Source organism: Bradyrhizobium diazoefficiens, assembly GCF_016612535.1.
Taxonomy (GTDB): domain Bacteria; phylum Pseudomonadota; class Alphaproteobacteria; order Rhizobiales; family Xanthobacteraceae; genus Bradyrhizobium; species Bradyrhizobium diazoefficiens_C.
The window spans coordinates 2,633,976-2,655,560 of the sequence record NZ_JAENXS010000002.1; the positions used below are offsets into that span (position 1 = coordinate 2,633,976).

General features: G+C 58.8%; 17 protein-coding genes and 2 pseudogenes. 11 read left to right on the top strand and 8 right to left on the bottom strand.

Annotation, left to right across the window (positions count from 1 at the left end; genetic code table 11):
• Window positions 1-14: 14 nt before the first annotated feature.
• Window positions 15-1,151, top strand: coding sequence for an acyltransferase (locus tag JJE66_RS29200; RefSeq protein WP_200517894.1), 1,137 nt, complete (start codon window positions 15-17; stop codon window positions 1,149-1,151).
• Window positions 1,152-1,184: 33 nt separating this feature from the next.
• Here JJE66_RS29200 and JJE66_RS29205 read toward each other — a convergent pair whose 3' ends face one another.
• Window positions 1,185-2,660, bottom strand: coding sequence for a lipopolysaccharide biosynthesis protein (locus tag JJE66_RS29205; RefSeq protein WP_200517895.1), 1,476 nt, complete (start codon window positions 2,658-2,660; stop codon window positions 1,185-1,187).
• 119 nt (window positions 2,661-2,779) lie between these two features.
• Here JJE66_RS29205 and JJE66_RS29210 point away from each other — a divergent pair, with 119 nt between their 5' ends.
• Both JJE66_RS29210 and JJE66_RS29215 read left to right on the top strand, forming a co-directional pair.
• Window positions 2,780-3,613: a polysaccharide pyruvyl transferase family protein gene (locus tag JJE66_RS29210; RefSeq protein ID WP_200517896.1), complete on the top strand. Its 834-nt coding sequence runs from the start codon at window positions 2,780-2,782 to the stop codon at window positions 3,611-3,613.
• A gap of 19 nt (window positions 3,614-3,632) precedes the next feature.
• On the top strand, window positions 3,633-4,727 hold the full coding sequence (locus JJE66_RS29215) for a glycosyltransferase family 4 protein (protein ID WP_311979968.1): 1,095 nt from the start codon (window positions 3,633-3,635) through the stop codon (window positions 4,725-4,727).
• On the opposite strand, the gene JJE66_RS29220 is transcribed toward JJE66_RS29215, so the two are convergent.
• From JJE66_RS29220 to JJE66_RS29235, 4 genes are read right to left on the bottom strand one after another with little or no spacing between them, the layout of a single operon-like run.
• Window positions 4,717-5,838 (bottom strand): acyltransferase, encoded by a 1,122-nt coding sequence (locus tag JJE66_RS29220; protein WP_200517898.1) that lies wholly within the window; start codon window positions 5,836-5,838, stop codon window positions 4,717-4,719. The genes JJE66_RS29215 and JJE66_RS29220 overlap by 11 nt on opposite strands.
• Complete coding sequence (locus JJE66_RS29225) at window positions 5,835-6,941, bottom strand: acyltransferase (protein ID WP_200517899.1); 1,107 nt, start codon at window positions 6,939-6,941, stop codon at window positions 5,835-5,837. The genes JJE66_RS29220 and JJE66_RS29225 overlap by 4 nt, the downstream gene beginning before the upstream one ends.
• Window positions 6,942-6,950: 9 nt before the next feature.
• Window positions 6,951-8,294 (bottom strand): hypothetical protein, encoded by a 1,344-nt coding sequence (locus JJE66_RS29230; RefSeq protein ID WP_200517900.1) that lies wholly within the window; start codon window positions 8,292-8,294, stop codon window positions 6,951-6,953.
• A gap of 7 nt (window positions 8,295-8,301) precedes the next feature.
• Window positions 8,302-9,513, bottom strand: a complete 1,212-nt coding sequence (locus tag JJE66_RS29235) for an acyltransferase (protein WP_200517901.1) — start codon at window positions 9,511-9,513, stop codon at window positions 8,302-8,304.
• 602 nt (window positions 9,514-10,115) lie between these two features.
• Between JJE66_RS29235 and JJE66_RS29240 the strand changes: the two genes are divergently transcribed.
• From JJE66_RS29240 to JJE66_RS29255, 4 genes and pseudogenes are all read left to right on the top strand, one after another.
• Window positions 10,116-10,613, top strand: coding sequence for a hypothetical protein (locus JJE66_RS29240; RefSeq protein ID WP_200517902.1), 498 nt, complete (start codon window positions 10,116-10,118; stop codon window positions 10,611-10,613).
• Window positions 10,614-10,634: 21 nt separating this feature from the next.
• On the top strand, window positions 10,635-12,866 hold the full coding sequence (locus JJE66_RS29245) for an AAA family ATPase (protein WP_200517903.1): 2,232 nt from the start codon (window positions 10,635-10,637) through the stop codon (window positions 12,864-12,866).
• 451 nt (window positions 12,867-13,317) lie between these two features.
• Window positions 13,318-13,608, top strand: a complete 291-nt coding sequence (locus JJE66_RS29250) for a hypothetical protein (protein ID WP_200517904.1) — start codon at window positions 13,318-13,320, stop codon at window positions 13,606-13,608.
• Between the two features lie 164 nt (window positions 13,609-13,772).
• Window positions 13,773-14,416, top strand: a pseudogene (locus JJE66_RS29255) (IS5 family transposase); the annotation flags it as partial.
• An 82-nt stretch (window positions 14,417-14,498) separates the two neighbouring features.
• Here JJE66_RS29255 and JJE66_RS29260 read toward each other — a convergent pair.
• Window positions 14,499-15,932: an undecaprenyl-phosphate glucose phosphotransferase gene (locus tag JJE66_RS29260; RefSeq protein ID WP_200518908.1), complete on the bottom strand. Its 1,434-nt coding sequence runs from the start codon at window positions 15,930-15,932 to the stop codon at window positions 14,499-14,501.
• Window positions 15,933-16,530: 598 nt separating this feature from the next.
• Here JJE66_RS29260 and JJE66_RS29265 point away from each other — a divergent pair.
• Window positions 16,531-17,265 (top strand): metallophosphoesterase family protein, encoded by a 735-nt coding sequence (locus JJE66_RS29265; protein ID WP_200518910.1) that lies wholly within the window; start codon window positions 16,531-16,533, stop codon window positions 17,263-17,265.
• A gap of 101 nt (window positions 17,266-17,366) precedes the next feature.
• Here JJE66_RS29265 and JJE66_RS29270 read toward each other — a convergent pair whose 3' ends face one another.
• A complete protein-coding gene (locus JJE66_RS29270) occupies window positions 17,367-17,654 on the bottom strand; it encodes a hypothetical protein (RefSeq protein WP_200517905.1) in 288 nt (95 codons plus the stop codon).
• A 454-nt stretch (window positions 17,655-18,108) separates the two neighbouring features.
• Between JJE66_RS29270 and JJE66_RS38715 the strand changes: the two genes are divergently transcribed.
• From JJE66_RS38715 to JJE66_RS29280, 3 genes are all read left to right on the top strand, one after another.
• Window positions 18,109-18,405: a metallophosphoesterase gene (locus JJE66_RS38715; protein WP_311979969.1), complete on the top strand. Its 297-nt coding sequence runs from the start codon at window positions 18,109-18,111 to the stop codon at window positions 18,403-18,405.
• A 56-nt stretch (window positions 18,406-18,461) separates the two neighbouring features.
• Window positions 18,462-18,671: a hypothetical protein gene (locus JJE66_RS38720; RefSeq protein WP_311979970.1), complete on the top strand. Its 210-nt coding sequence runs from the start codon at window positions 18,462-18,464 to the stop codon at window positions 18,669-18,671.
• A gap of 341 nt (window positions 18,672-19,012) precedes the next feature.
• Entirely contained in the window at window positions 19,013-20,161 is a 1,149-nt protein-coding gene (locus tag JJE66_RS29280) for a polysaccharide biosynthesis/export family protein (protein WP_246756581.1), read from the top strand.
• A gap of 509 nt (window positions 20,162-20,670) precedes the next feature.
• On the opposite strand, the pseudogene JJE66_RS39000 reads toward JJE66_RS29280, so the two are convergent.
• Window positions 20,671-21,151 (bottom strand): annotated as a pseudogene (locus JJE66_RS39000) (hypothetical protein).
• Between the last annotated feature and the right edge of the window lie 434 nt (window positions 21,152-21,585).

The following is a 21,585-nucleotide window of genomic DNA, read 5'->3' on the forward strand; positions in this document are numbered from 1 at the left end:
AATATGACATCGAGATGGAAGTCCGTGAACAAACACGCTTTGTCGTTCTCGATTTCTATCGCTTCGTCGCAGCCCTCGGCGTCTTTATTTTTCATCTGAAGAACATCGACAAGGGCATCTCGCCGGCGTGGAACGGCTCATATGGGCTGTTCGTCGACATGTTCTTTATCCTTTCGGGGTTTGTGATCTCGTATTCCTATCCCGTCGGTTCCATCGGAGTCCGCGGCTATGCCCGCTTTCTGGTTCGGCGGATTGCGCGAATCTATCCCCTGCACTTCCTGACTTTGCTAGCCTTCGTCGTGCTCGCCTGGATCGGTGTCCGGGGCCCGACACCGCATGCGAGCGCACTTGACTTCGTCCACAACGCTCTTCTCGTCCAGGCTTGGGGGGTCACCGATCATCTCAGCTTCAACTCACCGTCATGGTCGATCAGCGCGGAGCTGTTCTGCTACCTGCTGTTCCCGCTCCTGATGCTGCTGGCAGGGCGTGTCTCGGCCCTGACGCTTGCGGTCATCGTGGCGAGCCTCTACGCCGTGCTGGCCCATGGACACCTGCCGATCTGGCAAGAACGATCGGAAATGTATGGCGCTAATTTCGACTACGGCATGCTGCGGGCGCTTCCGAGCTTCCTCAACGGCATTCTGCTCGCGCTTCTGTTCAAGCAATTCCGCAATCATCGCAGCAAGGCGGTTGCCTTCGCGGGGATCGGCGTATTCCTCGCCTCGATTCTGATCCTGAACGTTTTTGCCAAGCCGGATCTCGCGATCGTTCTATTTTCGCTGGCCATCGTGCTTACCGCCGTCGGCGAAAGCGCCTTTGTCCGGTTCCCCGGCGCGAGCTGGCTTGGACGGCTCGGCAACACGTCCTACGCCATCTACATGCTGCATGAACTCTTGCTGATTCTGGTGTTCAAGCCCGTCTGGCATCAACTCGGACTACAACCGAGCGCCTTTCCAATATTCGCGCTGGCCTGCTGCCTCATTCTCACCATCGCAGCTGATGTGACCTACGTCCTTATCGAGAATCCAGCGCGAAAATTGATCAATCGCCTCGCACCATCGGCCGAAACCAGGCGTCCCGCCACTCCCGATCCCGCGCTGACCGAAACACTGGAGCTGCGGCCAACGGGACAAGCTGCGAACGCAGGTTGACCTTCCTTACCTCTCCTGCCCGCAAGGTCGCATCTAAGACCGTCGAAGCCGGATCGAGACCTCGTGCCAGACCCGAAGTGCCGCAGGTCGCGCGGTCAGCAGCACCGCGGCCAGATAGACTGCAGCGCCGAGCATTGTCAGGGACGCAAGGCGGAGCCAGGGTGATAATGGAGGCAATGTGTGGGATGCTCCGACAACCGCCGCCGCCATGAGTGCCGAACCGCCGAACGCTGGCACCAGCGTGCGTGCGTAGCGCCGCACGGCGATCGACAAGATGCGCAACGACGCGCCCGCCGATAAGGGATACAGCAACACGGCCCGCACCACATAGCCGACCGCAATGGCGACCAAGCCGAAGGGAGCGGCCGCGATGAAGATCGCGATGTTCGAAGCTGCATAGATCAGCGTGAGCCAGGTCTGCCAATGCGGCTTGCCGAATGCCAGGATGACAGAATGATTGTAGAGCCCGATGGTCGTTAAAAATCCTGTCACCGAGATGATCGACAGGAGCGGCGCGGACTCGAGCCACTTCGCGCCGAAGAAGGCAAGGATGAGATCGGGCGACAAGGCAGCTATCCCCGCGAAGATCGGCGCCGTCAGGAGTGACGTGTACATGACGAAATCGAGAAGCGCCTCGCTGGATGCCTTGCGATCGTGCTGAAGGCCCGCGATCGTCGAGAAGAACACGCGGTTCAAGGCATTTCCGATCACCGTACTGACCGCATTCACGAGCCGCTTGGCCAGGCTGTAGAAGCCTGCTCCCGCGGCACCCGTATACCAGGTCACGAAGATCAGGTCTGAATTGGCATTGGCGAAATTCGTGATGCCCGTGAGCGCGACATAGCGGCCATAGCTGACAAGCGCGGCGGCGTCGCCACGGCTGAATCGGAAGCCGGGACGCCACGGCGTCAACGTCCACAGACTGACCAGAGACACAATCGAAGTGGTCACGAGTTGTCCCACAAGGGCCAGCACGCCGTAACCACTGCTGGCGAGCGCAATGCCAACCGTACCGCCGAGCGAGATCGAAAACAACGAACGCATGGCCAGCGAGCGAAACAACTGGTTCCGCGTTAGCCACGCCTCGTGCGTGCGAGAAAGACCTTGCACGGCAACAACGACAGAAAAGCCCTTCAGGACGATGGCCAGGTCCTGCAAGCCGGACAGACGCTCGATTGCGTTGCTGGCGCCAAAGAGCAGTCCGGATGCAAGCAGCGAAAATCCGGCAATCAGCCAGAACGATGCGTTATAGTCCTCGTCTCTCGGCTGCGCGCGCGCCTGGACGGCGACCGCGATGCTCTCGATCAGCACCGCGCGGCAGAAATCCAGCGCCAGTGCGCCCGTCGCCACGAGGCCCAGAATCTGCGGCGACAACAGACGCGCCATGATGACGTAGATGGCGAGCGTGAGAGCTTGTCCGACCGCGGAATCGATCGCGGACCATATGACGCCCGACACGATCGAGCGCTGGGTATCGGACGGCCCGCCACTCAATTGGAGACTTGTCATGGTTTCGGGCTAGCCATGTGCGCGAGCGATACATCCAAGCTGAGGCTGCGAGAACGGTCCAAGAGTCGCCTCTTTCGCAAGCCATTGTCAGCAAGATAGCATCTGCCATCCGAGGGCGCATGAATTTTCGAGGCAATCTGCGTAGATTGATCAACGAGGTCGGCTGCGACTTTGTTCAACAACTGCCTTATCCGCATGTAGAGCTGTTCTTCTGGCGACCTGATGATGGAACGATCAATTTTGGCGACTATTTGTCCCTCGTCGTCGTGGAACAGCAGCTTCGACGCAGCGGCTATACGCTTGCAGACGAGATCTCACGCCACGTGCGGATGTTCGCGATCGGTTCGGTTCTGCACTACGCACGCGACGGTGACGTGATCTGGGGCAGCGGCATCAACGGGCGCCCAGGCCAGAACGATCTCAATCGTCGCGTTCAGACGCTGGATATTCGCGCGGTACGCGGTCCTCGCACCCAGGAGATTCTCCGGCGACGCGGTCTCTCCGTGCCTGACGTATTTGGCGATCCTGCGTTGCTTCTGCCGCGCCTCTTTCCTGATCGCTTTCAACGCCGTCGCGTCCGCGACTGGATATTCGTGCCCAACCTACACGATCTCAGCATGATCGACCACGAGTCGGCCAATGTGGTCAGCCCGCTGGGATCATGGAATCGACGCATTGAGGCCATTCTCGAGGCAGACTTGGTGCTAGCAAGCTCCCTGCATGGCTTGATCGTCGCGGAAGCCTACGGAGTTCCCACGCGCTATGTGCGGCTCAGCGATGGCGAAGCCGAATTCAAGTATCGTGACTATTATGAAGGCACCGGCCGGTTCGATGTCGAATTCGCCTCCAGCCTCGAGGAAGGCCGGGAGATGGGAGGCGCCGCGCCTCTCAGCTTCAACCACCAATCCTTGATGGATGCCTTCCCGATCGATCTCTGGCGCGAGACACGCTGACATGACTAGGCGTTTCAGGGTGGCGATCTATGCCCCGCATTTCGCTGAATATTCCTATCGACTGGCCGCCGCATTAGCCAAGCTCTGCGACGTCCGCCTGGTGCTCAATCGGAAGGATGCCAATCAACAATGGAATCTGGAATGGATTCCGGCTCCCGCATCATTCGACACGCGAATCCGGGATCTGAGCTTGCGCCGATCCGGCGCCATCGGACTTCCGCGGTCGTTTCTTGACATCCTCGCATTCCGTCCGGATGTGGTTCATTGTCACGAATGCCCGGAATATTTCACCGCCGGGCTGATGGAGCTCCTCCGTCTCACCAGCCTTCCGCGCGTCCTCACCGTCCATGACGCCATTCCGCACTCTGAGGGTGGCTCGGGAACGAATACAAGCGAAGAGCGGTTGCGGGACCGCATGCGTGCCGGTGCCACACATGTGACGGTGCATGGACAGAGCTGCGTGGCGGACTTCGCCCGTGCATCGCCCGACTACCGCGGCGAAGTAACGTCCTCCATGCATGGCGTGTTGATGGTGCCATCCGCAAACAGCACGCCTATTCAACCGGTCGAGGGCCGCATCCTTTTTTTCGGGCGCATGTGGGCCTACAAGGGCCTCGATATCTTCCTTGACGCAATCGATGTGCTTTCGAAGCGCGGCGTGCGTCATCAGGCCGTCATTGCCGGCCGTGGCCCCGAGGTGACGCGATTTGGTGCGCGGATGGCCAGTATGGCTTCGGTCAACGCCATCGACACGTATGTCTCGGCCGAAGACACCAGCGCGCTCTTCCAATCGGCTGAAATCGTCGCATTGCCTTACAAAGATGCAACGCAGAGCGGCGTGCTGGCATCCGCCTTTGGCAATCACCGCCCCGTCGTCGCAAGTGCGACCGGGGGCATTCCCGATGTGGTCACAGACGGTGTCAATGGCCTGCTTGTGCCACCTGCCGACGCTGTAGCGCTGGCCGATGCCCTGGAGCGTGTCCTTACGTCCAGGCCGCTGGCTGCAAGCCTGACGGCGGGAGCACGGCAAACGGCGGCCGGATCGCTGAATTGGGATCACATCGCCGAACGTCTGTTTACGACCTATCGTCGTATCGCCGGCGTCACCGTCTGACGGCACCGCTTGCTGGTGGCAGCGGCTGCTCGAACTTGTCGAGCGGCCCGAACAACAGCCCCCGTAGCGCGCCGCCCATGACGCGCCTCAGCCTGACTTCAATCAGCTGGTAGCTGATTGCGCTCGCGATCAGCGATGCGATGATTCCCAGGAGGATGAATCCGAACCAGAGCAGCCAGCGGTCAGCACCCATCGCGACGAGCTTCAGCCCCGTCACTTGCAACGGAAACAGCACGAAGGGATGCACCAGATAAAGGCTGTAGCTGATTTTGCCTACAAATTGCAGCGCCGGCGCGCTCAGAGCGCTCCCGATGCCCGAGCCTGGGGCCAGAACCATGCCGAACAGCAGGAACGCGGGGATCAGCGCAACGAAGGGGTGAAACAAGACCAGGCTCGCATACATGGCGACGCCACAAACTACACCGGCCGCAAATCCAATCCGGCCCGAGACCGGGAACCGAACTCCGGTGGCACTGAAGAACATGCCAATGCAGAAGAATGCCGTGATCGGCCAATGCAGGACACAGGCGACGCCAAGCAAGATCAACGGTGCCGCCATCATCCGGCCACCGAGGCGCAGCGCGGCGAATGTAACGGCAAACCAGATATAGAAAGCCCACTCGTAAGTCAGCGTCCAGGCGTTCTGCTGTGCGATGGGAAGACCCAGTGCATCCTGCAGAAAGAACAGGTTCGCAAGGAATATCCCGAGATAGCTGCCGACATCGATTCCGCGGAAGAATTTGTAGCCAACGATTGGCCCAATCACGAACAGTGCGACATGCAGCACGAGAAATACCGGCATGATGCGAAGGACCCGATCGAAGAAGAAACGGGCCAGCGACCCATGCCGCACAAGGCTCGACGGAATCAAGAAGCCGCTGATCATGAAGAACAGCTCGACGCCGTGACCGCCCACGTTAATCACTGATTGGAACCAGGGCCAGAGCGGCGGCAGAAAGCCGGGATTCGCGATGTCATACATGCCGCCCTTCGGCATGTCGTAGAAATGATCCATCAACACGCTCAAGGCCGCGATGGCGCGAAGGCCCTGGACGGACGGAACGAACGATCCGTCATACGCCACGTGCGGTTGCCTCGCCGCTTTGGTCACTCCGCGGCTCCTTGCGTGCTGAAGGTCGGCTCAAGGGCAGCCCGCCGCCTGCGTTCGGAACGGAATCGGTGCCCGAATGAAATCGACGGCTTTTCGACCAGAGAATATGTGACCCAGCTAACCAGGACCGATAACGCCACGATGACGACCGCGAAGATGGACCACCCCAGCGGACCATCACCAAACCACACCAAGCGATGAACCCAGACGATCACGAATGGCGACATCAGATACACCGAGTAACTGATCACACCGACGAACGCCATCGGGCGCCAAGCCATTCTCTCGCCGAATGCGGCAAAGGCAATGAAGACCAGAGCCGCGCAAACATAGGCCGATCCAATCGAATAGCTGTAGAAGAAGTTTTCCTGATAGACGCCTCCGAATCGTCTCTCGGACAGCGCGATGGCGAAGACAGCGTAGAGCAGTGTACAGGCAGCCACGTGAGGCCAACGCAGCCTTCCGCCAATGACCGTGTCACGCACGATCTTGCCCAGGAACATCGCTGAAAGATTCAGGCCGACCTCCATGAGCGAGGAGACCGTTCTGCTCTCGATCAGGATCGCTGCAGCGGTCCCAACCAGCGCGGCCGCGACGACGACACCAACAGCCGTAAAGCGGTGGTTCAACAGCCCCATGGCGAAGAGAATGGTGCAGCTGACATAAAACAGCAGCTCGATGGCCAGCGTCCAGTAGAAGACCCAGAGATTCGGGATGTTTGCGAAGGTTTGCAGCATCGTCACGTTGGCGATGACCTGCGACAGGGGATAGACTGTGGAATCCAGCACCAGCATCGTGGCGAGCCCGATCACCATCGAGGTCCAATAGGCCGGATAGAGCCGGAAGAAGCGGCTGATTGCAAAATCCCGGACGGGGGTTGCGCTATCAGGAAAACTGAACGGAATCACGAAGCCGCTGACGAAGAAGAACAGGACGACCCCAAATCGTCCGAAGTTCATGTAGTAGCCGATCGTGTCGTGAAACATCCAATAATACGCGCCGGTCGGGTGCTTCTGCACGATCACTTCGAGCACGTGCTGGAGCAGCACCGCCAGCACCGCGATGCCGCGCAGCGTATCAATGAACGCGAGCCTTCTATGCATGATCTGATCTCACCTGCCCGCACCCAGCGCCGTTCCAGGCACATCAGCGTCGAATCCATCCAGTGAACGGATCGGCCGCGGCAGCTGAACCGGAGTTACGTCACCGGCCCGCGCGGACGTCGCCCGCTTGGAAAACACCTCGCTGAAGCTCAATGCGATGATCAGTAGGCCGGACGCCGGGCCATAGTTCAGGACCGTGATCGTAAACAGGTTGATGACGAAGATCAGCGTCAGCTTGTACACGTCGGTCGCACCAAAAGTCGCCCGGAATACCATAACCATGAATGCGACGAACGGCAGCCCGAACATCAAATAGGTCCCGATGTAGAAATTATCGACCGGCACCCAAAACGACGCGAGCGGCGAGAACAGCTTCTGCGGATAATTGAAGCAGCCGGCGCCGCAGCCGGTCACCAGACCAATCGGCATGAGCTGGCTCATGTAGACAAACGGCAGCTGCCAGCTGTTATTGATGCGGTCGATAATGCTGAATAGGCTCGAGTGCGGTATGGCTGCAGTTCCCGACGCAGCCACGATCAGAAAGAACGGAACAAAGATCGCAGCGAATGACCACAACGCGATATTCCTGATGGCGGGGAAACGTGACTTCTCCGGCAGCATGCGGACGAGCACCAGCAGCGCCAGGTACAGCACGAGGACGATCATGGTCGTCTTGCTGGTGGTCAGGCGGATCGTGTACACGGCAATGGAACCAAACAGAAGGCACCATGCCGTGCTTTTGCGAATCGAGGTGATCGCGAACGAAACAAGGATGAAGAAGGCCGCCATGGTGTTGTCGGCGGCAAAGCCCATCAGACGCTGATCGTCTCCACCATAGGCCCACCACAATCGGCCCGCCTCACGGACGGCACCGAACGATTCATATTTGTATCCGACCCAGGGCATCACGTAGTATTTAGTCAGGATCACGCCGACCACCGAAAGATAGAAAGTCACGGCAATGACCGAGAGCAGCTTTCGGTAGGAGCCCAGGCTCGAATCGCAGAACAAAAACCCAACGAACACCGGCAGCATCATCTTGAATGATGACACCGCCGCGTTGCCGGTTCCAAGCATGAAATAGCCGAGCACAAGCGAGAGCATGATCTGAACGAACGTCAGCGTCGCCAATGTGCTGCGGTTGCGCAGCGTGCAATGGACGATGAACTGGACGAGGCACAGAAGCGCAATGCCGTCCGGTAGGTACCAGAGCGGATCCAGGTGAAGAATACTGGTGGCGTAACGGATCACGCCGCCGAAGGCGTCCCGGATCAGATAGGTGCCGAGCGCGATCGCCTCAATATTGAGGCTGATCAACGTTATCCGCGGGCGATGCAGGCCAAGCGCAGTCATATGCAGCTCAGTTCGTCAGCCGCGCCGACGGCGCGGGCGTCGCCGAGAAATCGGGCCGGCGTCCAAGAAGGTTGCGAAGGAATTCGCCGCCGGGAATCTCGATATAGCGGTAGGTGTAGTGCGACACCGCGAACACGGCGGCGAGTGACACGATGAGATTCAGCGTCGCAGGCAATCCCGGTCGGATCGCATCGAATGCCGCAATCCGCGATGCCCCGAGCGCTCGCACGAAGTACTCGGCAAGCAGCACCACCAGCGCGTGCACCATATAGATTGAGTAGGATCGGCGCCCGAGCCACACCAGCGGCTTGGTCACCAGCATCCTGGGGACCAACAGCGCATCAGGAAATGCCAGCAGGCTGCCGAGAAATACCGAAAAAATCAACGGCGCAAGGAAGCTGGCGGCCGGATAGGCCTCGACAACGCTCACGAGAACGACGCTGGCGATCATGCCAACCAGTTGCACAATGCCTTGCGTGAGTGGCCCTGGCTTGCCGGGCAACCCGCGAACCACTCTCACCGTCAGCACACCCAGGAAGAAGCTCACGAAGCAGCGCAGGATGCCGAAATCGGTCTGCAGCCCCAGACTTTTCTTGTCCAACACGAACACGATGAAGGCCAGGCTTCCGGCCGCGATCAGTCCCGAGAGCGCATAGAACAGCGACAGCGAGCGCATGCGCTGGGCCAGCAGGACGACCAGGCCAAAGACCAGATACGTATAGAATTCGACACTGATGCTCCAGCTCGGCGCATTCCAGCTGAGATAGTCGACAAATCCCATCGAGTGCAGAAGAAAAACGTTGAGCAGGAACGAATACGAGTTGTTCACCTCGAAGGCGGCCGGCGCAGCAACTACGATTCCGGCCATGACCAAACTGATGCGCAGGAGGCGAAACAGCAGATTCGCGACCAGCATCACAAGATGCAGCGGATAAACGCGCGCCAGACGTCGCACCATGAAGTCACGCAGCGAGAAGCAACCGAACTCACCCTCGACAGAGCTGAGCGACATCACCATTCCGCTGAGAACGAAGAACAGATCGACAAGCAGCCACGAACTTCGGAAGAACGAGCAGTCGATCCACGCATTGTGGGGGAACACCGCGAGGAATGTCGGCATCAGCAGGAGATGGTGGATCACCACGGATGTCGCCGCGATACCCCTGATGCTGTCGAGCGGCAGGATATGCGCTTTCTCACGATGAACCGAGCCCGTCACATCCACATTCCGTAGCTATTGCGCCGCAGCAGTCTGTAGGACATCGCGCGCACTTTCAATCCTCACGATCGACGACTTGCTTCTGATGCATGACGGTCAATTAAAAATTCATCGCTCGCGACTCATTCCGACATGCGGAGGACAAGCTTGCGCCACTTTCTCGATCGCGCGATGACCATGACGCGTCGCATTCATGCTTGCGGGACATTTGCGAGCAAAGTTTGCGCGGAATCCGGCGTTGTTGCGATCGCCGCGAAACGCGCCGCGCGAATTCATCTTTTGTAGCGTGGAACACAATCGCACGTCGTGGATATGACGAGTTCGCCTCACGGATCTTCCGATCTGCAACATTCGTGAGCAGCAGACTGCCAATCTCTCGGGCATCGCAACTCCTCGTTTTGCAACCGCAAGCAATGGAGCGACACGTTTGCGTCCAATACGATTGATTGAAACCAACTTTTGCGCCGCACAAAATTTGACACAGTTACCTGTCAGATTTCGCTCACACTCGTTAGCAGAATGAAGGGACTCGCATGGGCTGCGGATCTAAACGTTGCCGATCGAAGCCACTGTGGCTGCCAATCATCTTAGCGTCCTCTGCAATGGTCGCGACGAGTCTTGGTCCCTGCCAGGCTCAGTGCGTCGAGTTCTCGGACCGCGCCTCGCAGATTGATCTCGACGCATTCGTCAAATCGCCGTCCTCGCTCTTGGAGCGGTTGCGCAACGACAAGGAGAAGCTGAAGTACCGGCTCTCCACTTATCTCGCCACCAATCCTTCCGTATTGCCGTCGGTGCAGACACTCATTACCGAATCGACCCCCAACGATCGTACGGCGATCGGCGCTGCGCTGCGGCTCGCCGAAGCCAGATGCACCACGACCAAGCCGGATGCTGCGCGTAAGATCAGGGATTTTACCAAGCGGATCGGCGATCTTTCCGTGCAGGCGGGCTATTCCGCGGTGGGGGACGACGATTCCGGCGCCCCGCTGCAACCGCGTGACAAGACTTCGGCGCAACCCTCAGGGGGTACGGCGCTCCTCGAAGGGGAATGGAAGACGCAATTGTCCGATCCGTTCAAGCCCGTTCCCATTCCTCATTGATCATAAGGCAGCTGTCCGCAAATGTATCAGCCCAGAGAACAGTTCCAGTCGGGTCACAGGTTTGCTATCGAGTTTGGCGGAGCGGTCCTGAGCTTCGAGCGAGTGACCGACGTGCTCCGCCGCCAATGGCCGATCATCGCGATCTCCGTCGGAGCCGCGCTTGCCCTCGTGCTCGTTTATCTGGTCACGGCACAGCCAATGTATACGGCAAATGCCCGTATCATGATGGACACGCGCCAGACCCAGGTTCTGGACAAGGATAGCGGAACCAACAGCGCTCTCATCGATACTGGCTTTGTCGACAGCCAGGTCGAGGTCATCAATTCGGACGATCTCGTCCTATCGGTCGTTCGCCGTCTGCATCTGACCGAAGACCCCGAGTTCAACGGTTCCAATCCGGGCGCCCTCGCTGTCGTTCTTGGCAAGATCATGTCGCTGTTCGAATCCGGTGAACCACCGTCGCAGGAGCGCATCGAGCATGCCGTGGTCGAGCTGATCCAGAAGAATCTCAGGGTCGAGCGCGTCCTGCAGACCTACGTGCTCTCTCTCAGCTACAAGGCTCCATCACCGGACAAGGCCGTCAAGATTGCCAATGCGATCGCTGATGCCTACATCGTGGGCGCGCTCGAGGCCAAATATCAGTCCACCAAGCGAGCGACTGAATGGCTGCAGCAGCGAAGCGTCGAGCTGAGCGAGCAGGCCACGGCGAGTGACCGGGCGGTGCAGAGCTTCAAGGCGGAGCACAATATTGTCGGGACCAGCCGCGGATTGATGTCCGAACAACAGCTGTCCGACCTGAATACGCAGCTGGTTCAAGCTCGGGCCGCAACGGCGGAAGCGAAGGCCCGCCTCGACCGAATCCAGGCTGTTTCCGAACAAGACCTCGTCCAGCCGACGGTGACGGACGCCCTCAACAACTCGGTGATCACGCGCCTACGCGCCCAGTATCTCGACCTCCAGGCTCAATATGCTGATTTGTCACGACGCTACGGCACAACTCATCTTGCGACGATTAACCTCGCCAACAAGATGGAGGAGCTGCGCAAGAATATCGCGGACGAGATGCACCGGATCGCAGATGCCTATCGCAGCGATTATGAGATCGCAAAGAGCCGCGAGGCATCTCTTGACAAGAACGTGAAGGATCTCGTCGCCCAAGCAGGGCCCACCGGCCAGGCGGAAGTCAGGCTGCGCGACCTCGAAAGTGCAGCCGATACGTATCGCAATCTCTACAACAACTTCCTGGAAAAGCTGCAGAGCGCCACCCAAAATCAGAGCTTTCCCCTGAGCGAGGCGCGTCTGATCAGCACCGCGACCAAACCCGATCGAAAGAGCTCGCCGCGCACAGTTCTGGCGTTGATCGGCGGCCTGGTCGGTGGCCTCTGTCTGGGACTCGGCGTCGCGTTCGCCCGCGAATTCCTGAGTGACGTGCTGCGGACCCCTGGCGAGGTCGAGGAGGAGCTCGGCGTGAAGTGTCTCGGCGTGCTTCCCGATGTGCGTCCCGCGAGCAAAGCAAGGACATTATTGTCCAAGTCCGTCACTAGCAGTGCCCCGGATCTCTCTCGCTACGTCGTCGACCATCCGTTCTCACGGTTTGCCGAAACGCTGCGCAACATCAAGGTGTCGATCGACGTCGCGCGACTGACCCGGGAAATCAAGGTCATTGGCATTGTGTCATCGCTCCCAAAGGAGGGAAAAACGACGGTCGCGGCAAATTTCGCCCAGTTGATCGCCCTCACCGGGCACCCCACCCTCCTGATCGACGGCGATCTTCATACCCGTTCATTGACCCGCGAACTCGCGCCCAATGCCAAGACGGGCCTTGTCGAGACGTTGAACGACCCAGCCAGCCTCGGCTACCATGTCCAGCGGAGCAAGGAGACGGGTCTGGATTTCCTGCCATCAGTCGTTGCTTCGCGCATGGTCAACTCGGCGGACGTGATTGGCTCAAAGGCCATGGCCGAGCTGCTCAAAGCGCTGAGAGAGCATTACGAGTACATCGTGATCGATCTTGCGCCAATGATGCCAGTGGCTGACTCCAAGGCCTTCAGCCCCCTCATCGATACAATGGTCTACGTGATCGAATGGGGACAGACGACGCGATCCGCCCTTCAGGAGTCCATTTCAGGCTCCGAAGTCCTTCAGAAGAAGCTGCTGGGTGCCGTTCTCAATCGCGCTAACCCGAAGATGCTCAAGCGCATCGAGGCATATAAGGGCAAGCACCATAACAGCTACTATGTGGAGCACGCCTGAGCGGCCCCCTCGCCTCGCTCGACCCGACAGGCGCAGTGGAAGCTCGCGAGCAATTGGGCTTGCCGTCTTCGGTAGGCCGCAGTCCGCCGGTCGGCTCCGTCGTGAGCCGACTGTTTCGTTCGCCTCCTTCGGGAAGGATTGGATCCGCCCGCTTTCACGCAGCGAATTTGCCAGCTGCTGCGATTAGGACGAGCGCAGGGTGACGCCCGGGGCCAGCGCGAACTGAGCTCCGTATTCATCCGGAATCCACATTCCACCACCGTTGCCCTAGCTGAAAGCCGGGATTGACTGGCAACCGACGGTCGCGACATTGTCCGAGACGCTATTTGGTCGCCGTCAAGCTTTCCTGGCTTTAGTGATGATCGGCTGCCGCAGGCTTAGGTACCTTTTCTTTCGGGTTCCCTGAGGCTAAGTTGAACTCATTCTCGTTGCTCGTTTTTGGTCGGTTCGGATGCTGATCGTCCTCACTGTTTTGTCAATTTGGATCCTGCTCAACATCCTCTTCGTGTTGATCGTGGTTCCCCCCCGCAAGCCGCGGCAGCAGCCGAGGCCGCTCGCGACCACTCTTTCTCCGGCCCCCATCGACCCGAGCCAGCGGGAACTTGAGCAAGACGAGCCGTTCTCCCTCCGCCACGTCGTCGCGTCGGTCGCGATGGGAGCGTTCTTCGTGCTGGTGCCGCCCCTGCTCGCGCTGCGCGACGCCATCATGCGGCTGTTCGGGAAGTCGCAAGACGGCAGATAGCCGGAGCTCACCCCACGGCTATCCTGACGACCTCCTGGCTTGTCGTATCAGCGGCCTAGGGTCTGTTGAGATTCAGGATTCACAGAACGGAATGTCCGTGATTCAAGCTCCGAAAGGAGTTTGGCATGCCCCGATTCGTTCTGACAGATGCTCAATGGGCGAAGATGGAGCCGGTTTGTTTGGGCAAGCCGAGGGACCCCGGCCGCAGTGGAAGCGATAACCGTCTGTTTCTGGAAGCTGTACTGTGGATCGCCCGCACGGGCAGCCCATGGCGGGATCTGCCGCCGACGTTCGGCAACTGGAATACCGTGTTCAAACGCTATCGCGACTGGGTGAAAGCCGGTGTTTTCAAGCGGATCTTCGATGCCGTATCGGATGATCCGGACATGGAGTTCGCCATGGTCGACGCGACCATCGTCAAGGTTCACCGCCACGGGCAGGGAGCAAAAGGGGGACCAAAAATCAGGCCATCGGCAAGTCAAAAGGCGGCTGGACCACCAAAATCCTCGCGCTGACTGACGCGCTCGGGAATCTGGTGCGGTTCATCCTGCTCCCCGGCCATCGCTTTGACACCGTCGGCGTCGTGCCCCTGATCAAGGATATCGAGTTCGGTGGCTTGATCGCCGACAAGGCTTTTGATTCCAACTGGATCATCGAAGACTTGAACGAACGCAAGGCCAAGATCGTCATCTCGCAACATCAAAGGCGCGCTCAGCCTCTCGACATCGACAAAGACATTTACAAATGGCGTCACTTGATCGAAAATTTCTTCGGCAAGCTCAAGGAATTCAAACGCATAGCAATGCGTTGCGACAAGACAGACAGCAGCTTCGAGGCGATGATTTACCTCGCCACCGCTGTAATCCATTCCAGATGAATCTCAACAGACCCTAGTACGCCTCCTGGAACATCACGGCTGACGCCGTCCGCGCCATGATCTTCAGATCAAGCCAGATGCTCCAATTGCTGACGTACCAGACGTCGTATTCGACCCGCTTTTCCATCAGGTCGATCGTCGGTGTCTCGCCGCGAAGGCCGTTCACCTGAGCCCAGCCGGTCAGGCCAGGCTTCATGTGGTGGCGGTAGACATATTTGCTGATGAGCTCGTCATAGTAATTGTCGTGAGCCAGGGCGTGCGGCCGCGGCCCGACCAGAGACATATCGCCTCGCAAGACGTTCCAGAGCTGCGGCAATTCGTCGATGCTCGTCATGCGAAGGAAACGCCCGATCTTGGTTACGCGCGCATCTTGCCTGGTCGCCTGAGCGATCGTCTGACCATTTTCGGAAACGGTCATCGACCGGAATTTCCAGATATCGAAAGGCTTGCCGTTGAACCCGCGCCGCGACTGCCGGAAGATGACGGTTCCAGGTGAATCCAGCTTGATCAGCATGGCGACGGTCAACAGCAGGGGCGTCAACACGACGAGCGCGAATATCGCGACGCCGACGTCGAGACAGCGCTTCTGCAAACGCTCGAAGATGCTCAGCGGAGGCCGCTGAATCTCCACCGCCACGGTCCCACTGACGGGCAGGAACGGGCGCGAGACGATATCGGCGATCGAATCGTCCGGCAAAAGGCGCACAGGCTGCGGTACAGCACGCAGGCAATGGCCAAGCTTTCGAAGCATCGGCAATTCGTCCCAGTCGATCGCCAGAAGATACTCATCGACATCGGCAAGGCGCGATTGGCGGATGACGTCCCGAACTTCCCGCTCCCAATGGCCATCGTCGCTCTCGTCGGTTCCGAGCACGAAATGACGCACGACATCGAAGCCGTTCCGGCGCAGATCCTTGAACCGGCCCGACGTGAAGTCAAGCGGCTTGAGGCTCAGAAGCACCACCTTGCGATCAACCAGGCGGCTTCGGGCAAAACTCGTACCGAGTACGACCTGCCAACCAAAGCGGAGACTAATGAGCCCGAGGCCGCCCATCGCCGCGAAGACAATCACTGTGCCGCGGGACAGATTGTCCGTCGACTTCAAGAGGAATGCCGCGACCGCAAGGACCGTCAACGACACCAACCAGATAAAGACGGCCTTGCGCATCTGCCAGACGAGATTTAACAGGCGATGCGTTGCGTAGACATCCTGAAGATAGGCAAGCGCGACGAACACAAGGCCAACGATCAGTCCGGCGCCAACCGAAGCGCCATCGGAAGTAGACGCCGTCGCAAACCCGTAAAGGGCGGAGCCGGCGACGTAACTCAGCAAGATCAGCAGGAAATCAGTAGCGATGACGACGATCTGAAATGGTCGCTGAAGGGCAGTGCCGCGCGACGATGACGGCGAGTAAGCCTTCTCAGAACCATAAGTTGCAACAGCCATTCGAACCTCTACGTATCCAGAGAGTGTCTGACGCTCATCGTGATGCTGAAGATTCGTCACTTCCCCCCGCCGAACGTGTTCAGTGATCGCAGCGACATTGTGGCGCTGCACGCAAAACTTTTGCGATGCAAGGCAATCGCAGTTTCATTGAAGAGCACTCTCTAAATCTTGTGCACTGAGAGGGTCGTCACAGTGCTGACATCTCTGCGGGCGCGCTGCCCCATTTTGAATCAAGTTCCGCATCGAAACGGATGCGCGAAAGTTGCACAAGCTGAAACAGCTCAGCATTGAGGCACAATACTTCGCACGGAGAATGCAGGCCGGATCAAATGCGGGTATTTTTTCGAAATACCACCTGTGGACGTATAGCCTATTTGCATCGAGACATGCATCTTTGCCGGACCAAGCGGAGTAGCAATGCGTTCAGGCGGGCTGGCCTCGTTTATGCAGACATCGTCGCATGGCTTGGTGGGCAAGACATGCACGCCTTCATTTTGGCACGATCAAGCTTGAGAAGCACGGCACCGACAATGCTCCCGTTCAATTGGAATTCTCTGGTGCCGGCGTCTCTCGACCTCGCGATCGACAACGCGCCATAATGTCGCGTACCAGACCGCGTTTGCCAGTGCACAAGCCGCAATTGCCGGAAGGTGTTCGGATCTACGCGATCTCGGATATTCACGGCTGCGCTCATCTGCTTCAGCCCATGTTGCGGGTGATTGACGCCGACGTCGCTCGCAGTCGGCCGCCTTATGCAATCGAGATTTTCATGGGCGATTACATCGATCGCGGCCCGGACACTCGCGCGACCCTCGACATCCTGATCGAGCGAAGCCGCAGGGGAAACGCGGTCTTCCTCAAGGGAAACCACGAAGCATTTCTAGTAAAGGTCTTCGAAGATCCTTCGTTATTTGAGGACTGGCTTCGCGTCGGCGGCGCGCAGACATTGATGTCCTATGGGCTTGCGCCTCCGGATCTAACCCGAGACGAGCCAGAAACGATATTGCGCAACTTAATGCGCGTGATGCCCATGGAGCATCTGCAATTCCTGGACAATTTGCGGTTGAGCTTCACCTGCGGAGACTTTTTTTTCGTTCACGCCGGCGTCCGCCCAGGCGTTCCTTTGGCCGAGCAGAGGGAACGCGATTTGCTCTGGATTCGCGACGAGTTCCTGCGGAGCGACGAGCGGTTCGGAAAGTATATCGTCCATGGTCACACGCCGGTCCGGAACGCCGAATTTCTGGAGAACCGGGTCAACATCGATACGGGTGCCTATGCGACAGGCAATCTCACCCTGATGAGCATTCAGGGGAGCCGCATGCTTGCGGTGTGAGCGGCGGAGCGTAGCACGGCATGGGCAAGGCGCCGTCGCACCCATGACACTCGCAGCTCAGGCGGCTAAGCAGGCAGAGCAAAGAGTGAAACCACTTCATCCTAGTTGAGGATATGAGGCTTCCGATCTGGACGGAGGCGGCTCCCGTCCATCCAGTCGCGCCAGGCCCGTTCGTGCTTGGCATAGAGCTCCAGCCAGCGTTGATCGGCCCAAGTTGGAATGACGTCCCGTCCGTCCCAAAGCACCTGCCCATTGGTCAGACGGCAGGCCGCCGGACTGTCCAGCCGCTCGAACTCGATCGTTTCCTCGACCGTGAGCCCGACGAGGACACGCTGCCCGACGCCATCCACCATGTACCGCCGTGGAGCGTCCTTGTTGAGATCACTCATACTGAGAAGGCCCAATCGTTGGAGAGCGATATCGCGCGACGGCCAACGCCGAGCCGTGTCCCGCACGGAACTGGATTCCGAAATCAGAAAGCCCGGCGAGCATGGCCGAACGTCGTGGTCGGAGTCTGCCGCACCGAATGGTGGGAGTTGCAGCGTACCGAGCTCGCAGCACGCCTTTGCGAATGCCAGACGCGCAATGCGTAACCGGTAAGCAAGCCTGCGAGGAAGAGCGATGCGGAGATCAGAGCAGGAGTCATAAGGCCGTCCCAAGTCAGTCCGCTTCAGATTTCACGCGAGAGATGTGACAACATCATGATTCCCGACGCCGAAAGATTGGTCATCTGCAGGCGTTTTGCGCAGCCCCAACAGGGGCGAACATCTCGAGGAATGTGCCGGACGAAAGCGGATTCTCAAGACCGCCCGCAGCCGGCCGCGCTATGCGGTCGAGGTCTTCATGGGCGATTATATCGATCGCGGCCCGGATACCCGCTCCACTCTCGACATCCTGGACGAACGGAGCCGTCGAGGAAACGCGGTTTTTCTCAAGGGCAATCACGAGGCATTTCTCGTGAGAGTATTCGAAAATCCTTTACTGTTCGAGGATTGGATTGCCGTCGGTGGGAACCAGAGATTGATGTCCTACGGGCTCGCCCCGCCGGACCTGAAGCGCGACGAGTCGGTATCGATATTGCGCGATTTGATACGGGCAATGCCCACCGAACATCTGGAATTCCGGACAATCTGCGGCTGAGCTTCAGTTCCGGAGATTTTTTCTTCGTTCATGCCGGCGTTCGCCCAGGCGTTTCGTTGGCCGAGCAGACGGTGCGCGATCTGCTTTGGATTCGCGAGGAATTCCTTCGGAGTGAAGAACGGTTCAGCAAATATATCGTGCACGGTCATATCCGGGTTCGCAACCCGGAGTTGCTGGCGAACCGAGCCAATATCGATACGGGCGCCTATGCAACAGGCAATCTTACCCTGATGAGCATTCAGGGCACCAGCATGCGGGCGGTGTGAACCGCGGCATCAAACGCCGCGAATTTTCCGCCTACAAACAATGTCCTAAGCATGTCGATTGTGTGTCGCGCTCTGTCGTTATCGTTCGTCGAGGCCAAAAAGAGACCACACTGCTCAATCGCTCGTCACCACTGCGGCGGATACCCTTGCCAGAGCGTTGCATGGAGGCCACAAGCGCAGCAGTTTCGCACGAGCGAAACCGGACGAGAGTGACTCGACGACAGGATGATTGCTACGTTTGTCGCAGTCCCCGTAAACGGCGTGAGGTTATTGTGGCCACCGAGTTAGGAAGATCAATTCCGACTGTCGTTCGTCACCATGCAGTGCTGATCTTGGTCTCAATGACGATGACCGGGTGCGCCGGCTTCATCCCGATGGACGCGCCGGATTCCGCTTCAGTCCACGAGCATGCCGCGATTGTCACGGAGCCCTCAGCGCCGCTTCCATATATCCTGATGCCGATCAACGCCACAATTCTGCAGGCGACCAACGCAATCACCAATGCGACCGGCATGTCGTTCGCATCGGTGCCCGGTGGCCGTCGCGACGCGCCGATCAGTATCGGTGATATTCTGACTGTTACGGTGTTCGAGGCGCAAGCAGGTGGGTTGTTCATTCCTGGCGAAGCAGGCGTCAGGTCAGGAAATTTCGTCGACATACCGCGACAGCAGGTCGATCAAACCGGCAGCATCAACATTCCTTTCGCAGATTCGATCAAAGTCGCCGGATTAACGCCGCGCGCCGTTTCCGCGATCATCCGCGATCGACTCAAGGAGCGTGCGATCGAGCCGCAGGTCGTCGTGTCCGTCGCAGAGCAACGCGGAAACCAGGTCAGTGTGCTCGGTGAAGCCAATTCGCCATCGCGCTTCCCGATCGACCCGGGTGGACTTCGGCTGCTGGCGGCGATCGCCCGAGCGGGAGGGCCGAAATATCCCGACTATGAAGTCACCGTCACTCTCAAGCGAGCGGGGAAGACATACAGCCAATACCTCGCCGCGATCGTCCGACGACCAGCCGAAGACATCTTGCTGGCGCCGGGCGACGTAATTTTCCTAACGCGAATTCCGCGTGTGTTCATGGCGTTCGGATCGACACCTAGCCCCGGGTCGATTGGCGGAACGAACAACCGCCGCTTCACGTTTGAGAACTTCGATATGTCACTCGCCGAAGCATTGGCGAAGGCGGGGGGGCTCGACGGAAGCCGTGCCAATTCGAAATCCGTGCTTGTCTACCGGTTCGAGCCGAAGCAATTGTTGGAAGGCGTCGGTCTCGACGTGAAAGGCTTTCCAACCGTGCAGGTGCCTGCCGTCTACAAGTTCGACATGAGTAAGCCTGATGGCTGGTTCCAGGCGGATTCGTTCAGGATGCGCGATCACGATGTGATTTCGGTCGCCGAGTCGCCCTCAACCGAGTTCATCAAAATCATGGCGCCGCTGGATGCGGCCACGACCAACGCGGCGAACATCAACGCCATCGTGAACTCGAAATGACCCTCCTGCTTGGCGCAGACCGGCGTGATCCCGCCGCGAGGTCTCGTATGCAGAACGCGGTCCCAGGCTGCTGGATGAGGTGTCGGCACTGAACTCCATCTCTCGTCATATGCCAGCCAGGCGCAAGGAGATATGAAGCCACGTACAAGGAGCTCGGAAGCACGGGGACCATGCCGCCGGGCTCCACTTACAAAGAAAATTTAGCCATTTGACGTAAGGTAAAATTAGCCCGACGAAGCTACCCTCACGGAGCCATTTTGGAGTGCTCCCGTGACGATACTCGTAGCCGGTACTGTGCTGATAGGCCTTGCCTTGGGCCTTCGGTACCCGGTTTTCATTCTCATCCCGGTCATCCCCGTAGGCGGGATCGCCATCAGTGTGACGACGTCACACCTCCTGTCGTCCGTATTGGTATTCGTCGTCCTGCTGCAACTTAGCTATTTGGGAGGCGCACTACTCAGGGCTTTTCCCACAGGAATTGCTGGCCAGCAGGCGGGTGTATTTCCCGGTCACAACGCCGGCTGACCCGCAGCTGGATGCGATGAGCCCGCGTCGTCAGCGCGCGGCTTGTAGTCAGGGAACCGGCTTTGCATCGCGGCCCTGACGAACCTGAAATGAGCGATTGCGGGAGCCCAGTTCCTTCAGCCGCCTTTGGCCGTTTACGATTTCGGCATCGAACAGATCCTGGTGATGACTATCCAACGGTTCGCGGCACAGATACTCGTCGTCGTCATTTCCCAGAGTCACGGCCGCCCGCGCCAGGACCTCCTCGACTCGCCGACTTAAGCCAGTGCGCTCGCGCTCGGCGGCTGCGATCGCATCTTCGATGGCGACCATGATCGCTACAACCCGACGCTGATCTTCCACTGAATTGCGTTGGGCCGAACGCACCCGAAATGCCGTCGAACCCCCAAGTGTCGATGGAGCTCGATCAAACCATCTATGACTTGGGACGTCTCCGCGACGCAGTCGTATTGCTCGGGCGATCATCCAAGAACTGGTCGAGCTTCGAGATTTCCGACCCATAACGTCCGCGAAGGTCGAGGCCTTCGATCCCGGGGGCCTTCAGCCGGTCGAGACCGAGCGCGCGGAACTGGCTCGTCCACTCGGGGAGCTTGAAGTCGCGGATCGCCTCGCCGCCAACCGTCCAAGCCGGTGGCAGATGCCGGCCCTCTTCATCGCGGCAAGATTCCGATCTACGAGCGCGCCCGGTCTGCGCTAAAAACCGCGAGCGTTTCCAGAAACTTGGCAATATGCTGTATTCTAACTATTCCACAGATACGCCGTGTACGCGCGCTTTAAGCGGTCCGGGACCAGTGCCGGCTGCGATGGCGTCAAAAGTGCGCACTGATTTCAGCACACATTTCAACGTTCGAGCGTTGCGCGCAAGTGGTTTTGGGCAGCCGGGTGTGCGCGGGGCGTCC

Bases quoted from the DNA above. Each gene is read 5' to 3' on its own strand.
- JJE66_RS29200 (WP_200517894.1), top strand. From the start codon at position 15: ATGGAAGTCCGTGAACAAACACGCTTTGTCGTTCTCGATTTCTATCGC.
- JJE66_RS29205 (WP_200517895.1), bottom strand. From the start codon at position 2,660: ATGACAAGTCTCCAATTGAGTGGCGGGCCGTCCGATACCCAGCGCTCG.
- JJE66_RS29210 (WP_200517896.1), top strand. From the start codon at position 2,780: ATGAATTTTCGAGGCAATCTGCGTAGATTGATCAACGAGGTCGGCTGC.
- JJE66_RS29225 (WP_200517899.1), bottom strand. From the start codon at position 6,941: ATGCATAGAAGGCTCGCGTTCATTGATACGCTGCGCGGCATCGCGGTG.
- JJE66_RS29230 (WP_200517900.1), bottom strand. From the start codon at position 8,294: ATGACTGCGCTTGGCCTGCATCGCCCGCGGATAACGTTGATCAGCCTC.
- JJE66_RS29240 (WP_200517902.1), top strand. From the start codon at position 10,116: ATGGTCGCGACGAGTCTTGGTCCCTGCCAGGCTCAGTGCGTCGAGTTC.
- JJE66_RS29245 (WP_200517903.1), top strand. From the start codon at position 10,635: ATGTATCAGCCCAGAGAACAGTTCCAGTCGGGTCACAGGTTTGCTATC.
- JJE66_RS29250 (WP_200517904.1), top strand. From the start codon at position 13,318: ATGCTGATCGTCCTCACTGTTTTGTCAATTTGGATCCTGCTCAACATC.
- JJE66_RS29260 (WP_200518908.1), bottom strand. From the start codon at position 15,932: ATGGCTGTTGCAACTTATGGTTCTGAGAAGGCTTACTCGCCGTCATCG.
- JJE66_RS29265 (WP_200518910.1), top strand. From the start codon at position 16,531: ATGTCGCGTACCAGACCGCGTTTGCCAGTGCACAAGCCGCAATTGCCG.
- JJE66_RS29270 (WP_200517905.1), bottom strand. From the start codon at position 17,654: ATGAGTGATCTCAACAAGGACGCTCCACGGCGGTACATGGTGGATGGC.
- JJE66_RS38715 (WP_311979969.1), top strand. From the start codon at position 18,109: ATGGGCGATTATATCGATCGCGGCCCGGATACCCGCTCCACTCTCGAC.
- JJE66_RS29280 (WP_246756581.1), top strand. From the start codon at position 19,013: ATGACGATGACCGGGTGCGCCGGCTTCATCCCGATGGACGCGCCGGAT.